Source organism: uncultured Brachyspira sp., assembly GCF_949287625.1.
In the GTDB taxonomy this organism is placed as follows: domain Bacteria; phylum Spirochaetota; class Brachyspiria; order Brachyspirales; family Brachyspiraceae; genus Brachyspira.
On record NZ_CASEGO010000065.1, the window covers coordinates 1 to 16,020 of the forward strand.

Sequence of the window (16,020 nt, forward strand, 5' to 3'; positions counted from 1 at the left end):
GTTGATAATTCTATATAATGTACATCAGTTGACAAAATGAAATCGTTCCAGTATATACTAAAAATTTTTAAGTTTGTCAATTTTTTATTCAACTTTTTCCCGACGCAAAAAGTTGTAAAAAGTGCAAATCTAAGAAATAGTACTAATTACGTTTTACATGTAGAATAAATTATTAAATATAGCCTTCGCTGCCTACACCTGCCTACGGCACGCTTCGCGAGGTGTACTTCGTCGGCACGCAGAGCGGTGGCACGACTTATGATTCGCAGGGCTAGTCCACACAAATTATAAATAAAATTACTTTTGAAACAAGTTTAATATAAATGTTTGTAAAAAGGCTTTGATTAAATATATTTTAGTTAAAGCCTTTTATTTACAAAAAATCAATAGCCGAAATTTCACTTTCTATAATCAATGATTTATACAAAACCTGTATAATCTTCTGAAAATATGAGTAATCAATATCTTCGCCTTTATGCGATTTTAAATATTTATCCAATACCTGATGGCCTCCTATTTTATAAAGCCAAACTTCTTTTGAAACTTTATCAAAATAAAGAGTTTTATTAATGAATAGTTTATTTTCTTTTTCATTATAAGAAGGTTTTTCTATTTTATCATTTTTATCATCTTTGTATAAACCCTCTCCTATATCAGCATTCAAATCATTGTCTTTCATCAAATGAAGATTATACAATTTAGTACCTAGAGAACTTAATTTTATGAATATATCCTTAGAATCCGTAAAAGGAATTTTAGGAAAATCTATTTTTAGGAAATCAATATATTTAGTTCTGTAAGTTTTGTGAAAGAGTATAGCATAAATATAGCCCAAAACCTCTTCAGGCGGGAAATGAAAGCCGTATTTTTTGTCGATGAAATTTCTAAAATTGAGCGTAAAATTTTCTATTTTATTGGATTTTTCAAAAGGGTCTGAACAATCTATAACATTCATATCTTTTCCTATTCCAAATAGCTTTTTTGAATTATTAGTTTTGTATAAATATAACGGAAAAATACTACTACCTTGCCCAACTAAATTTAAATCTATCATTTCATTTGAAATAAATATATTTGAAATTTCTTGTAATTTAGTACCTTTATAACAAACTAATCCAATATTAACATTATTAATAAAATGTTCCATGCACATACCTCTTGGCATACTATGGAATCCTGTTGATTTACCTGTATAATAAGTCCATCTTTTATCAAAAGGGCGATAATTAACTATTTTATAATTATCATCTGAATTGTTAGTATCACATAATTCTTTTTTTACATTTTTTATTTTCCAATCTCTTGAATCTTCACCTAAATCTAATTCTTTTCTTGCTGTTTCTGTATCCAACTGAATTACCCTATTTATATTTGACTTTAATTGATTTAAAGAACATATACTATTATTATAAGACATACAAAATTTATCTCTACCAGTCATAATTCCAACACTTGATAATATAAACATATCTTTTACACTATAAAAATTATCATACTCTTCACGTAATTCTTCATCTTGTTTGACAAACAAAAAGAAAGGCTCTTTATATTCTAATTTATGCCACTCTATGCTTTTTATATTATTATCAAGAAGAAAATTATATTTATATTCTCTCTTTCCGTACAAGTCATAATAATAAACTGCTGCATTTTCTCTGCTGTATTTATGTGTGATAGAGTTTACATTAATTAATTTTTTATCTTCTATATTTTGGGTATATCTTAAAAATATATTTATACTCACGCCCTGCATTATGTCAAATACATTTTCATCTTTGCTGCTGTCTGGACACACTTCCTTTTTTCTGGTATCTCCATGCAAATTTACAATATATATTTCATCAAAACTTTTTAATAAGCTGTAACGCATACCTCTGAAAGTGGGATTATCTAAAAATGAGTTATTAGAAATAAAGCCGAATATTCCGCCTGCCTTTTGATTATCTATTTTCTGCTGTGCAAATCTTATAAACTTCACATAATCATCAAGAAGCCATTTAGGATTTTTCTCTTTTTCTACTTTACCGTTTCTTGTGATAGCCAAAGGAGGAGATTCTAATCCGTCTTTATATTCTTTTCTTACCTCTTCCTCAAATATGCCTTTATTGGCACTTGCTCCGCTGTATGGAGGATTGCCTGTTATTATAAGAATCTCTTTTTCTTTTGTTTTCTGTGCGAGATTCATCTCTTCATTAAGCTCTTCAAATATATTATTTTTTCCTTTGCTCTCATCTAAATCTATATTTTCTAAAGTATTAGTTAAAAATATATTTAATCTCTCGTCATCTTCTAAATTATAATTAAACTCTTCTTTAAGTGTTTGAGATATTTTAAGATGTGCTATTGTATACGGTGCTATCATAAACTCAAAGCCATAAAATTTATTTATTAATTCTTTAGGGTTATATTTAACAGAGTTTTTTTGATAATATGATAAAGATTTCCTAAAAGAATCAAGTAAAAATGTACCTGTGCCTGTAGCAAAATCTAAAAGAGTTATATTAGTTTCTTTTTCTAATGCATCGCCTAAACCTCTATTTTTATTAAAATACTCTTTTAAAACTATATCTATAGAATCAATAATAAAATTAACTACGCTTTGAGGAGTATAATAAACGCCTCTAAGTTCTCTAAGTTCTGGATTATATTTATACAAAAAGGTTTCATAAAAATGCATATAAGGATCTTTCTGCGAAACTGTATTATCATATTTATTTAATTCTTCTACAATAGATACAATATTTATATGATTAGTTATATTTATTATTTCATTTAAAAGCCATTCTATAGTTTTTAAGTCATTAATATTTAACTCTTCCAAATCCTGAAGGAATTTACTCATAGACCTTATTAATGGAAATGATTTAGGTATAAACTTAGTCACATTATATAAATCGATTTTTTCATTAGTATTGAGTCTTGCTAAAAACAAACTATAAGTAAGTGTCTGTGCAAAATTATCGCAAAAGTCTGCAAAATCTATTTGAGAATAAATTGTACTTTTAAATATATTATATAAACGCTCTATATGATTATTATTTTCAAGTTCGTATAAATCATCTCTTAATATTCTAGTACGCATAGCTAAAGCATCTGCAAACTCTAAAGCTGTATTTATAGGTTTAGGCTCTCTTGAAAAAAATATTTTAAATATATCTGAAAGTTTTTTACTTACTTCTTCAAGTTTAATTTTTTTATAATTTTTAATCTCACTTAATTCGCATATTCTAACTTCATCAATAATATTTAAGTTTTCATCAATTAATATAAATCTCAAATAATCTGTAATTATAATATTATCACTCAAAAGAAGATATTTTTTTATCTGCTCGCTTTTAATAATTTCATCAAGATTGGCATTTACTCTTTTATTTTCAATATAGCCCAAAACAAGAGAATCAATAGTAACTAAAAAATCAGGTGCTCCTCTGCCCTCTTTATCATTGTTTGGTTCATGCTTTATATTTACCTTATTAAAATTAAGATGATTTTTTATTTCATTTAATAAACTCTCTAAAGAAGCTCTATAACTATGCTCTTTATCTTCAGTAGTTATATCTTTTATGCTTTCTAAATATAAATATAGTTCTTTAATCATAATATAATCCTTAATTTTATATTATAATAAAAAATATACCATTTGTCAAAATTAAAATACATTCTATAATATTTAATAAAAAATAAACTTTAATTAAATATAAACTTGACTAAAAATAATATTTATGTTATGATAACAAAACTATTTGAGAAAATATATAGTTATGGAGAGATGCCCGAGAGGCCGAAGGGAGCAGTTTGCTAAACTGTCGTAGGCAACCCCTACCGCGGGTTCGAATCCCGCTCTCTCCGCATTGGTTTATATATGATTAAAAAAATTTCTATTATATTCCTAGCTGTTTTTATAATAGCACTTTCTCAGGAAACAAATGATAACACAATAACTAATCAAATAATCAATACCAATGAAGCTGTACAAAATACAGAGACAAACTTCTTCAATGCTCAGCTAAACAACACTAATAATATTAATGAGCCTGCTATACTTCAGGATATTAGAAATATAGAAAATAGAGCTCAAGTAAGTAACGGCTGGATGTTTTTTAAAGCTATTATTGGTTTTATAGTTACTTTAGTGGGTATATATTTAGTATTTATGTATATGAAAAACAAATCCAAAAAAGTATCTGGTTCTTCTGAAATTATAAAAGTACTTGCTACTACTCCATTAGCACCTAACAGATATGTTTCTATAATAGAAATTGTTGATGATATGTATTTAGTTTCTATATCAGATCATAATATTAATATGCTTTCAAAAATTGAAGATAAAGAGACTAAAGATCAAATTAAAATGATGTATATTAACTCTAAAAATAATATTGTAGATGACAGCTTTAAAAACATTTTAAATCAAACTCTTTCTGTATTCAAGCAGCCAAAAATGAAAGAAAAAGACCCTTTAAAAACTACTTCTGAAATAAGAGAAAGACTTCATGATCTTAACTCGAATAATCCTACTAATAAAGAAGATAGTCAGAAATAAAAAATTAATTCGCAGTATATACTGGAACAATTTTATTTTGTCAATTGGTACACATTATACATAATTATCAATTTTTTTGCCGCACACACCATACTTAACAGTACTTCCTTCGGTCGCAGGCGGGCTTCGCCAAAAGTTTTTATCCTTCGAATACATTTCACAAAAAACGCAATTGCTAGAACTTTATATTTTAAAAAATATGTATTAAATGTATGGTAATACTCGAAATTTAGGCTAAAAATGCAGTCTTTTTGGTTCTTTGTGCCAACAAAAGAACTGGGGGTGTGGGGGCTAGTCCCACAAATCTAAAATTTAAAAATTTATTTTTTGACAAACTATAGTTGTTTAGCTATATAATAAAACATAAATTATTAATTGATATTTTATTCAAATGATTTATTATATTTGCAATTAAATATTTTAATAAAGGAATTTCTATGAATGATATTTTGAATTTAATGAAAGATTTAACTAATGCATTCGGACCTTCTGGTTTTGAAGATGATGTTATAGAAGTTATAAAAAATAATACTTCATTTATAGACAGTGAAAAAGATTCTATAAATAATCTTTATTTAGGATTAAACAAAATAGATGAAAATAAACCTATAGTAGGTTTGGACTGTCATATAGATGAAATAGGATTTATGGCAGAACATATTAATGATAATGGTACTATATCTTTTATACCATTAGGAGGCTGGCATATACCTAATATAGTATCAAACTCTGTGGTAATAAAATCTTCAAGCGGAGAATATGTCAAAGGTGTAATAGGTTCAAAACCTCCGCATTTTATGACTGAAGAAGATAAAAGAAAACTTCCTTCATTGCAGGATATGTATATTGATGTTGGAACTAGAAGTAAAAAGGAGACTGAAGAAGTATTCGGCATACAAATAGGAGACCCTATAGTACCTGATGTTGATTTCAGATATGATGATAGGACAAAAAGTATATGTGCTAAGGCAATAGATAATAGAGTTGGAGCTTTATGCGTAATAGAAACTTTAAAAGCTTTAAAAGATGAAAAACTAGATGTTAATTTGGTTGGAATGATGACAGCCCAAGAAGAAGTAGGGGCAAGAGGTGCTGCTGTAGCTTCAAATAAAGTAAAGCCTGATTTGGTTATAGTATTTGAAGGCTCTCCTGCAGATGATACATTTTATTACGGAGACAGAGCTCATGGTGCTATAGGAAGAGGTTCTCAGCTTAGAGTAATTGACGGCGGTATGATTACTAATCCTAGACTAAATAAATACGCAATAGATATAGCTAAAAAAAATAATATAGCTCATCAAGTAATTGTACGTGAAAAAGGTTCTACTAACGGAGCTGTTTATCATAAAACTAATTTAGGTTCTCCAAATGTAGTATTGGGTGTGGCAACAAGATATGCTCATAGTCATTACTGCTATGCTTCTTATGATGATATAATAGCCTCTATTAACATTGCTAAAGAATTAATAAAAACTCTAAACAAAGAAAAAATAAAAGAATTTTAATAAAAGCTAATTGAATAATAAAATGGTATTATGACATAAAAAACATAGTACCATTTTTTATATATTTATTTTTTTACTATATCTCTAAACTTCGAAACATCAAACATTCTTGTAGTTTTACTTTTTTCTAAAGAAGCACGTATTATTAGCATATGGGCATTAAGTAAATTATCGTAAACATAATCTGGTTTTAAAACTATTGAGCTTAATCTATCTTCACTTGATTTGCACTCTAAATTATCAGGTAAATCATTATCAAATCTGAAAAATGTTTTATGTTCAGCAAATACAAAATCTTTACTATTCCAATCTATTATTATTTCTTTATTTTTATTTTCTTTATTTATTTTTATAATTAAGTATGTATCCTCGCTCCAAGATGATAATTTGTAGGCTAATAATTTATAAATATAGTAATTATCATCTTCTAAAATTTCCCAATCATTCTTTTTTATCTGATACACATTAGGATCCATTATATCCTTATCGTCCATATAAAACCTCCAATACACTATTAATACTTATTATCATATAGTTATATTTACTTTATACTATATTTTTAATTAAAAGTAAACCTTTTCATATATATTTTTCTTATTTTATTTTTATCTTTATACCCGTAATAAACACATAATATAATACCATTATCTTCAGCACACCAAGGATATCCGCAGTCTGTACTTTTCATAGAAGAATCTATTATAATCTCTTCATTTGAGGCTTTATAATTAATTTTTTCTATGTCCAATACATCATCAGCATTATCAAGTAAAATAGCTCTTATACCATAAGGCTTTAATCTGTATCCGTAAGTAAGAAGCAATTTTCCATTACTTAAAACTAGAGGATTTAAAGGATAGCCTTTTATATTAGTCAATATTGGGCTTGAAAAAGTTTTGCCTTTATCTTTTGAATAGCTTATAGATGTAAGAGCATATTCATTATTAATATGAGTTCTTATAAAAGCTATGACATTATTTTTATAATTTAAAAGAGAAGGCTCAACATACTCTATTTTTGACTTTTTTTCATTTATTTTTTTATAATCAGTTTCAGCTAAAAAAGTTTTAAGTTTCCAATTAATTAAATCTTTACTAGAAATAATATAACATTGATATTTTGAATTATTTTTATTTATATTTTTTTTGTATGCATATATTGGAGCAAGTACTTCATCGTTATTTAATTTACACATACTGCCTCTAACCGCAAAGTTTTTCATTATATCATTCTCATTATTTATTTTTATAATATAAGGACTCGAAAAAGTTTCTCCATTATCATAGCTTATACATACACCTATTCCAGAAAGTAATGCTATAGTGCTGTCATATTCTATAAAAGTATAATCTTTGAATAGTTCTTTTTCATTAATTGGGTGAAATGTATATCTGAAATAGTATGCCATTATAGTTTTATCATCTATTCTAAAAAGCTGAGCATCTTGTTTTGCAGCTTCATCATATTGAGCAAATTCAAATACTTTCTCTACTCTATTTTTATTAATAACAGCAAGCATTGATTTGCTTAATGAATGAAGATGAGAATAATGTTTTTTTATTTTTGGTGCTAGTCTGAAGCTTACTAAATATTTATTATTATCAAGTTTAATAATGCTAGGAAAAGCAGGATATAAATTTCTATCTTCAAAAATTATAGTTTCGTCTAAAATATTTATTTTCATAATAAAGCCTCAAATTTATATATAATAATTTTCGGTATAAAAATACCTGCATATACAAAAATATAATAAACTGTATTTTTTAATAATTTGTATATTACAATATATAATAAAAATTTTTATTATAAAAAAAATTTACACTTTAAATTAAATTATCAATATGTTAAAATAATTAAATAATAAAGGCAAATATATATGAGTAGAATTAATAGAAATAAATACAGAAATATAAAAAGACAAAATATAAATAGAAAAAAAAGATATAATAAGAAAAATAATAATTCACAAACAATAAAAAATAATAAATTAAAAGAATTTCAGGAAAATATTTCAAATAAAGCTAAAGAGTATATAAATGATGAAAATATAAAAAAAATTAAAGATGCTGCAGGAAAAGGATTTGAAAAAGCTAAATATTTTACATCAGATAACATAGATAAATTTCAAAAATATATCGATGAAAAAGATATAAAAGGAAAAGTTAAAAATATTACAAATGCTGGTATTGATAAAATAAAAGAGCATTCAAAAAAGAAATATATAACTAGATTTTTAAAGTTTATTCATAGATATTATATATTAACTTTTGTAATTCTTTTTATAATATCAATTTTGGTATTTAGAAATATATATATATAACGCATAATGAAAAAATAGAAAACTCTCTTAATTATTCAATTACAAATTTTGCTCCCTCATTAAATAACATTATAATAGCAAAAGAAGATTATTATACAAATATCATAATAAGTAAAATATCAAGCAATAAAAATATCACAAATAATATAATACTAAAAAGCACATCTCAAGACAATTTAGAAACTTCATTAAAAAATATTTTGGATAATTATAATATAAGACTTCAAACTTCATTAAATGAAACTGTAAAATCTTCTAATAATCTTATCAATTTCTGGTTTGCTTTTTTAACTGTTGTAATAATAGTATTTACATTAATAACATTAATAATAAATAATAATATATTAGAAAAATCAAAAAGAAAAATAAAAGTATTTAATAATAACTATAATAAAAAATTAAAAGAAATGAAAATGCATATTAAAAACTTTGAAAAATTAAAAATAGAAAATGACAATAACTTAGAAATAAATAATCTTTATAACTTAGCAAATACTTTATTTGACTTAAAAGATTATAACAATTCAATTTATTATTATGATAAGGCTATAGAATTAGATAATAATTTTATTTACGGCATTTATAACAAGGCAGTATCATACTATTATATCAATGACTATGATAAATGTGCAGATAATTTTATAGATTTATACGATAAAGAGAGTTCAATAAAAGACTTGGTGCTAAAAAATATTATAGAACTTGCTAATAAAAATATAGAAAAAGCCATTCAGTTTTGCCGTAATGAAAATATAGATTATAAATCATTGCATCAAAAAGAAGAAAAAAAATCTATATTCGGCAGAATAAGAAATATTTTATCTTAATAATTTTATAATAAGTTCATAATTATTTAAAAAATATCATTAGCAGCATCATATCAAAATACAAAATCCAAATACTCCATTTGACAAATTATAGCCGTTTAGGTATATACTGAAAATTTTTAAGTTTGTCAATTTTTTGTTGTTCTTTTTCCCGCCTCGCTTGCCTACGGCACGGACAGCGTCACAAAAGAACTGGGGTGTTGCGTAGCACACAGCGTGGTGGGCAAAGCCCCGCAAATATCAAAATTTAAAAAATTTATTTTTTGACAAATTGTAATTGTTTAGGTATATACTAAAATATTTTTTTAAACATAACACTCTTTAACAAATTTTTTTATTAAGTATATTGACAATTTTTATGATTTAATATATCTTGTTCTTTTAGATTACTATATATAATAATTATTGGAGAAGTGTTATGGATATATCTAAAAGAATTCAAAGATTAAAAGTTTCGCCTGTTAGAAAATTGAACCCTTATGCAGAAGATGCTCTTAAAAGAGGAATTAAGATTTATCATCTTAATATTGGACAGCCAGATATAGAGACTCCTAAGATATTTTTTGAAGCTATTTCTAAATATAACGGTACAACCCTTAGATATGAGCATTCAAGGGGATTGGCTTTGCTTATTGATAGAATACAAAAATATTATGAAAAATTGGGTATTCACTATGATGTAGAAGATATAGTTATCACTAGCGGAGGTTCTGAAGCTATATCGTTTGCTATGCTTGCTATATTTGATGAAGGAGATGAGATATTGGTTTCTGAGCCTTTGTATGCTAATTACAAAAGTTTCTATGATGTATTTGATATTAAATACAATGCTGTTAGAACTTACGCTGAAGACGGATTCCATTTGCCAAGCCGTGAGGAGATAGAAAAACATATTACACCTAAAACTAAAGCATTTATGCTTGCAAATCCTTCCAATCCTACTGGGGTTGTATATACTAAAAGAGAGATGGAGGATATAGCATACATAGTAAAAAAATATGATTTATTTTTGATAAGCGATGAAGTTTACAGAGAGTTTGTTTACGGAGACAGAACAGCAATCAGTTTTGGAACTTACAAAGATATAGAAGAAAATGTTGTTATAATAGATTCTATATCAAAAAGATTCTCTGCATGCGGAGCTAGAATAGGCTGTCTTATAAGCAAAAATAAAAAATTAATGACAGCAGTATTTAGAGAATGTCAGGCAAGATTATCCCTTCCTACTTTGGATATGCTTGGAGCTGTTGCTTTGTATGAACTTCCTGATCATTATTTTGATGCTGCTTTAAAAGAATATGATTACAGAAGAAAAATTATATTTGAAGAGCTTAACAAAATGGAGGGTGTTGTTGCCAGAGAGCCTGAAGGAGCTTTTTATGTACTTGCAAAACTTCCTGTTAAAAATGCTGAAGATTTTATAATATGGCTTTTGAAAGATTTTAATATTAATGGGGAAACTGTTATGTTTGCTCCTGCTGAAGGTTTCTATGCAACTGAAGGCTTGGGTAAAGATGAAGTGAGAATTTCTTATGCATTAGATTCTAATGATTTGAAAAAAGCTATGAATATATTGAAAGAAGCATTGATTAAATATAAAGAAGCAGAGAAATAAATATTATTATTGTAGTATAATAATATATAATAAAAGAGGGCTGTTTTTTATGGCTCTCTTTTTTTATATTTTGATAAAATAAAAGCTAATACCTTTATTAAAAAAGATATTAGCTGTAATAATAGTTTGATTGTTTTTATATTTGTTAAAAAAATTATATTAAAAAATTATCATATCTCTTTCTCATCAATGCCTAAAGCTTTAAGAACCCCCAATCCGTAGGCTTTGTCCACATTCATACAATTTTTAATATGTCTTAATTTTACTTCTTTGGTAACTCCGTTCATATCTCTTGCAGTGTTTTCAAACAATACTCTTTTCTGATCATCAGTCATAAGATTAAATAAAGCTCTTGCATCAGTGTAGTAATCATCATCATCTTCTCTGTAATCATATCTGAAAGCATCACCATAAAGTTTTAGAGGAGGCTCAGCATACTCTTTTTGCTCTTTCCATTCACCCTGAGAATTTGGTTCATATTCTACTTTAGAACCATTATTAGAATCTACTTTCATATATCCGTCTCTATGATAAGTATTAGCTTTAAACTTAGGAGCATTTACTGGTATGCTTGAATAATTAACTCCAAGTCTATATCTTTGAGTATCAGTGTATGAGAATAATCTTCCTTGAAGCATTCTGTCTGGAGAAAAACCAATTCCCGGAATTATTGTAGATGGGCTGAATGCTGACTGCTCTACTTCTGCAAAATAATTTTCAGGATTTCTATTTAATTCTAATACCCCTACATCAATTAAAGGATATTCTTTCTGAGACCAAGTTTTAGTTAAATCAAACGGATTTCTTTTGCTTGCATTAGCTTGTTCTTCTGTCATTATCTGAATCTTCATATTCCATCTTGGATAATCGCCTCTTTCTATAGCTTCAAATAAATCCTTTTGAGAGCTTTCTCTGTCTTTTGCTATTACTGCTGCTGCCTCTTCATCAGTAAGATTTTTAATACCCTGCTGAGTTTTGAAATGGAATTTTACCCAATATCTTTTACCTTCCTTATTTATAAAACTATAAGCATGACTGCTGAAACCATGCATATGTCTGTAACTATAAGGTATTCCTCTATCGCTCATATCTATTGTTATTTGATGAATGGCTTCAGGCAAAGAAGTTAAGAAATCCCATTTATTCTGGGCACTTCTCATATTTGTTTTAGGATCTCTTTTTACAGCATGATTTAAATCTGGGAATTTTAAAGGATCTCTGAAATAAAATACTGGAGTATTATTTCCTACCAAATCCCAGTTTCCTTCTTCTGTATAAAATTTAATTGCAAATCCTCTAATATCTCTTTCAGCATCTGCAGCTCCCCTCTCACCAGCTACTGTAGAAAATCTTACAAATAAATCAGTTTTCTTTCCTATTTCAGAAAATATTTTTGCTTTAGTATACTGTGTTATATCATGTGTAACTGTAAATGTACCGTATGCCCCAGAACCTTTTGCATGCATTCTTCTTTCTGGTATTACCTCTCTGTCGAAATGTGCCATTTTCTCCATAAACCATACATCTTGAAGAAGCATAGGTCCTCTAGGTCCTGCTGTAATTGAGTTTTGATTGTTTTCAACTGGAGCCCCAAATTCAGTTGTTAATTTCTTATCAGACATATTAAAAATCTCCTTATTAGTATTTATTATTAATAAACATATTATACTAAATAATATATATTATTTCAAGTCCTAATTTTAATTTTTTGCTTATTTTATATTTTAATATGAAACTTTTTTAAGTTTTATACGTCTAATATATCAAACAGATATATGATTATATAATTTTGGAGGTTTGTGTTAAATTAAAAAGCATATTTATTTTAATATGCACTCACTTAAAACTTTTGAATAAAATGGGATATTTATAAAAGTTTTACAGTGTTGTACGATTCAAAACGGATAAAACTGCTTTGTAAGCTGCAGTTTTATCCTAAATTATTATTTAATTTTTAATGAAGCTGTTTGAAAATATTTCAATAAATAATTATATAAATTTTATTTTAGCAATTTTTCATAGGGAACTTTTTCATACATTTATACGTCTAATATATTAAATAAAGCTGATTTATAAAATTAAATCATCTTAGAGGTTTATGTTAAATTTTTAGAGGTTTATGTTAAATTTGTAAAGGAGGTTATTTTTGCTTAATACTTTTAATGATGTAAACTAAATCATGATTTTAAAGTGTTATGCATATAAGGCTGCTTTGGACATTTTGGAGGTTTATGGTGGTTCAAAGCAGCTTTAGTTTGTTTTTATTTGATTAATAAATGCTTACCTTATAAAAAAGGTCTATATAAATAATTATATAGACCTTTTATTTTTTTGAGTATATACCCAACTGATGTACATTATATAGAATTATCAACTTTTTTGCCGCACAAAAAAGTTGCAAAAACGCAATTACTAGAACTTTATACTTTAAAGATACGTATTAAATGTATGATAGTACTCAAAATTTGGGCTAAAAATGCAGTCTTTTTGGTTCTTTGTGCCGCACCTGCCTACGGCACGCAGAGCGAGGCAGACAGCGTCACAAAAGAACTGGGGTGTGGCACGACTATGTGCTTCGCAACAAAGCCCCGCAAATATCAAAATTTAAAAAATTTATTTTTTGACAAACTATAGTTGTTTAGGTATATTTTAATTAAGGCACATTAATATTAGCAAGCAGGTTTTCTATTATCATATCGCTGTTAATATTTTCTGCCTGTGCTTCATAGCTTATACTTATTCTATGTCTTAATATTTCATAAGCAACTGCTCTTATATCTTCAGGCATAACAAATCCTCTTCCCATCATCATAGCATTAGCCTTTGCTGCTTTTGTAAGGTATATTCCAGCTCTTGGAGAGGCACCATATTCTATATATTCGCTTTGAAGTTTATATTCTTTTGGATTTCTAGTGGCATCTATAATATTAACTATATAGTCGATTAATCTTTCTTCTATATGTATTTGATTAGCCAATTTTCTTAATTTTTCTATAGTTTCTATAGTAGTTATAGGTTTTAATTCTTCTGGTTTTGAAGAGGACATATTTTTTATAATGGTTTTCTCTTCGCTTTTAGTAGGATATTTTACTATTACTTTAAGCATAAATCTATCAACCTGTGCTTCAGGCAATGGATAAGTACCTTCCTGTTCTATAGGGTTTTGAGTTGCAAGCACCAAAAATACATCTGGCAGCTGATAAGTAGTATCTCCTATAGTAACCTGATGTTCCCCCATAGCCTCTAAAAGTGCTGATTGTACTTTAGCTGGAGAACGGTTTATTTCATCTGCCAATATTATATTTGAAAATATTGGTCCTTGTTTTGGTACAAATGCAGAGTTTTTTATATCGTAAATTTCTGTTCCCACAATATCGGCAGGAAGTAAATCTGGGGTAAACTGTATTCTTTTGTAGCTTGCATCTATAGTGCTTGCCAATGATTTTACAGTTAAGGTTTTAGCGAGACCTGGTACTCCTTCTAATAGTACATGCCCATCGCATATAATACCCAAAAGAAGTTTGTCTATCATATTTTCCTGACCGATTATTACTTTTTTTATTTCGCTTTTTATAGCCTGTACAACATCAAGTGCCATTTTTGAAGCTTCAGAAATAGCCTGCAAAGAATTATTTTCTGTCATGTCAACTTCCTATTTTATAGTTTTTTTATTTTCAAATGCTTTTTTATTAAAATTATGCTGTTCTTTTATAAACTTAAATATTAAAAAAGCTATAAGAATGATTATAACCCATTGTCCTATCATAATTAATATAAACCAAGAACTAAAAACTCTTATATTGTATTCTTTTATCAATTGTTCCTGAGGTACTAAACTGTTTCCTCTTTCTACATTATAGTATGCAGCTTCTAGTTCAGGTATTTTTAATTTTCCTTTTCTAATGGGCTTTAGTGTATAAGTTATTTTGTAATTCATAGTAGGAACTTCATTATCTTTATGTATAGTTTCCATTTCTATTTCTTTATTAATAACTTCAAAATCACTTATAGCATTTTCATTGATGCCAGACGGTTTGAACTTACCAGCATCTCCTGTATAAAGAAGAGAATATTCTATATTTTCCCATTCATACATACTTTTTTTATTAACTTTATCCTCCACTATTACTATAGGATATAATAGTACATTTACTGTTATCATTATTAAAAAAATATAGTATTTAATCATTGAAGTAGATTATACAAAAATGTAAAAAAAGTCAATACTTATCTTCTCAGCTTATTAAAATCAAAAGTATACGACAATGATACGCCTATACCAAAATAAAAGCCGCTTGCAAGCTGTTCCAAATACGGAGTAAAGTTTAATGAAAGACTTGCATCACTGTTAAGTACAAGATAAAGTCCTAATCCTAAATGATTAAGATATAAAAAAGCACTGTTATAGAAATCATAGGCTATATGATATTCTAAATATATACCTGCAAGAGAAAATCCAAATAAAGCTCCGGGGTATACTCCCAAAGCCATTTTAAGCCTTAAAGATTCTACTACACCTCTAGGATCGTTAAAATACATAGGAACTTCCAAATTGGCGTACATAGTTAAAAAATCTCCTAATCCTATTAAATAATGTATTTGCGGATTAAGACCGAATTTTTGTTTTGATGAACCTGGAAATAATACTTCAACTGCCCCTATAAACCCATTAAAAAACTGAAATCTAGGCATTATTGAAAACTGAGGCTCTCCCTCAACACCGACACCTAATTCTGGAAGATACGTCATAGGAAGTACTCTTGCAAATATATCAAAGTTTCTAAGTATACCAAAGTTAATCATAATAGGACTTGATAAGGTATATTTTTTAGTACCTATTCTATCATTATTAACATAAATAGTACCTCCCAAACGCAATGCACCTGTCATTCCAGTGTACATCTTATATGGAAAAGAATAAGCTAATGCTGATAATACAGACATTAAAATAAATGTAAAAATTAATTTTCTCATATATTAAAAATCTTCCATAGTATTTATATTCTTATAATACACTTAATACAAAAAAATATCAATAAATAATATTAATAAATAAATCATTTAATTTTCAAAAACATAGTATGTTATTAGTCCTAAATTTGACTTTTAAACAGTATATACTGGAACGATTTCATTTTGTCAACTGATGTACATTATATAGAATTATCAACTTTTTTGCCGCACAAAAAAGTTGCAAAAAACGCAATTAC

The 16,020-nt window shown here is 27.1% G+C and carries 12 protein-coding genes and 1 tRNA gene; 6 read left to right on the top strand and 7 right to left on the bottom strand.

Going from position 1 to position 16,020, the window contains the following annotated elements; translation table 11 throughout:
- Nucleotides 1-373 precede the first annotated feature (373 nt).
- Nucleotides 374-3,598 carry a type ISP restriction/modification enzyme gene (locus tag Q1X91_RS10235; protein WP_300756790.1) on the bottom strand — a complete coding sequence of 1,075 codons (3,225 nt, stop codon included), beginning with the start codon at nt 3,596-3,598 and terminating at the stop codon, nt 374-376.
- A gap of 165 nt (nt 3,599-3,763) precedes the next feature.
- On the opposite strand from Q1X91_RS10235, the gene Q1X91_RS10240 reads away from it, so the two are divergent.
- From Q1X91_RS10240 to Q1X91_RS10250, 3 genes are all read left to right on the top strand, one after another.
- Nucleotides 3,764-3,849 (top strand) — tRNA-Ser (locus tag Q1X91_RS10240).
- A 13-nt stretch (nt 3,850-3,862) separates the two neighbouring features.
- A complete protein-coding gene (locus Q1X91_RS10245; RefSeq protein WP_300756792.1) occupies nt 3,863-4,543 on the top strand; it encodes a flagellar biosynthetic protein FliO in 681 nt (226 codons plus the stop codon).
- A 437-nt stretch (nt 4,544-4,980) separates the two neighbouring features.
- Complete coding sequence (locus Q1X91_RS10250) at nt 4,981-6,048, top strand: M42 family metallopeptidase (RefSeq protein ID WP_300756796.1); 1,068 nt, start codon at nt 4,981-4,983, stop codon at nt 6,046-6,048.
- Between the two features lie 65 nt (nt 6,049-6,113).
- Here the strand turns inward: Q1X91_RS10250 and Q1X91_RS10255 are convergent, their stop codons facing one another.
- A complete protein-coding gene (locus tag Q1X91_RS10255) occupies nt 6,114-6,542 on the bottom strand; it encodes a hypothetical protein (protein WP_300756799.1) in 429 nt (142 codons plus the stop codon).
- Between the two features lie 65 nt (nt 6,543-6,607).
- On the bottom strand, nt 6,608-7,732 hold the full coding sequence (locus tag Q1X91_RS10260) for a sialidase family protein (RefSeq protein WP_300756802.1): 1,125 nt from the start codon (nt 7,730-7,732) through the stop codon (nt 6,608-6,610).
- Nucleotides 7,733-7,924: 192 nt separating this feature from the next.
- Here Q1X91_RS10260 and Q1X91_RS10265 point away from each other — a divergent pair, with 192 nt between their 5' ends.
- The 3 genes from Q1X91_RS10265 (at nt 7,925) to Q1X91_RS10275 (ending at nt 10,810) form a co-directional block, all read left to right on the top strand.
- Nucleotides 7,925-8,368, top strand: a complete 444-nt coding sequence (locus tag Q1X91_RS10265) for a hypothetical protein (protein WP_300756803.1) — start codon at nt 7,925-7,927, stop codon at nt 8,366-8,368.
- 200 nt (nt 8,369-8,568) lie between these two features.
- The gene (locus tag Q1X91_RS10270) at nt 8,569-9,195 is read left to right on the top strand and encodes a tetratricopeptide repeat protein (protein WP_300756806.1); all 627 of its coding nucleotides are present in this window, start codon (nt 8,569-8,571) and stop codon (nt 9,193-9,195) included.
- 418 nt (nt 9,196-9,613) lie between these two features.
- A complete protein-coding gene (locus Q1X91_RS10275; RefSeq protein ID WP_300756809.1) occupies nt 9,614-10,810 on the top strand; it encodes a pyridoxal phosphate-dependent aminotransferase in 1,197 nt (398 codons plus the stop codon).
- A 170-nt stretch (nt 10,811-10,980) separates the two neighbouring features.
- Here the strand turns inward: Q1X91_RS10275 and Q1X91_RS10280 are convergent, their stop codons facing one another.
- The 4 genes from Q1X91_RS10280 to Q1X91_RS10295 all read right to left on the bottom strand — a co-directional run bounded on the left by Q1X91_RS10280 (nt 10,981) and on the right by Q1X91_RS10295 (nt 15,784).
- Nucleotides 10,981-12,432 (bottom strand): catalase, encoded by a 1,452-nt coding sequence (locus Q1X91_RS10280; protein ID WP_300756811.1) that lies wholly within the window; start codon nt 12,430-12,432, stop codon nt 10,981-10,983.
- 1,031 nt (nt 12,433-13,463) lie between these two features.
- Entirely contained in the window at nt 13,464-14,453 is a 990-nt protein-coding gene (locus tag Q1X91_RS10285; RefSeq protein ID WP_300756814.1) for an AAA family ATPase, read from the bottom strand.
- Between the two features lie 9 nt (nt 14,454-14,462).
- Complete coding sequence (locus Q1X91_RS10290; protein WP_300756820.1) at nt 14,463-14,972, bottom strand: BatD family protein; 510 nt, start codon at nt 14,970-14,972, stop codon at nt 14,463-14,465.
- Nucleotides 14,973-15,037: 65 nt separating this feature from the next.
- A complete protein-coding gene (locus Q1X91_RS10295) occupies nt 15,038-15,784 on the bottom strand; it encodes a hypothetical protein (protein WP_300756817.1) in 747 nt (248 codons plus the stop codon).
- Between the last annotated feature and the right edge of the window lie 236 nt (nt 15,785-16,020).

What these genes read in the sequence shown, in the direction of transcription:
- Q1X91_RS10280 (WP_300756811.1), bottom strand. Translation starts at nt 12,432, where the DNA reads ATGTCTGATAAGAAATTAACAACTGAATTTGGGGCTCCAGTTGAAAAC.
- Q1X91_RS10290 (WP_300756820.1), bottom strand. Translation starts at nt 14,972, where the DNA reads ATGATAACAGTAAATGTACTATTATATCCTATAGTAATAGTGGAGGAT.
- Q1X91_RS10275 (WP_300756809.1), top strand. Translation starts at nt 9,614, where the DNA reads ATGGATATATCTAAAAGAATTCAAAGATTAAAAGTTTCGCCTGTTAGA.
- Q1X91_RS10255 (WP_300756799.1), bottom strand. Translation starts at nt 6,542, where the DNA reads ATGGACGATAAGGATATAATGGATCCTAATGTGTATCAGATAAAAAAG.
- Q1X91_RS10265 (WP_300756803.1), top strand. Translation starts at nt 7,925, where the DNA reads ATGAGTAGAATTAATAGAAATAAATACAGAAATATAAAAAGACAAAAT.
- Q1X91_RS10285 (WP_300756814.1), bottom strand. Translation starts at nt 14,453, where the DNA reads ATGACAGAAAATAATTCTTTGCAGGCTATTTCTGAAGCTTCAAAAATG.
- Q1X91_RS10295 (WP_300756817.1), bottom strand. Translation starts at nt 15,784, where the DNA reads ATGAGAAAATTAATTTTTACATTTATTTTAATGTCTGTATTATCAGCA.
- Q1X91_RS10250 (WP_300756796.1), top strand. Translation starts at nt 4,981, where the DNA reads ATGAATGATATTTTGAATTTAATGAAAGATTTAACTAATGCATTCGGA.
- Q1X91_RS10245 (WP_300756792.1), top strand. Translation starts at nt 3,863, where the DNA reads ATGATTAAAAAAATTTCTATTATATTCCTAGCTGTTTTTATAATAGCA.
- Q1X91_RS10260 (WP_300756802.1), bottom strand. Translation starts at nt 7,732, where the DNA reads ATGAAAATAAATATTTTAGACGAAACTATAATTTTTGAAGATAGAAAT.
- Q1X91_RS10235 (WP_300756790.1), bottom strand. Translation starts at nt 3,598, where the DNA reads ATGATTAAAGAACTATATTTATATTTAGAAAGCATAAAAGATATAACT.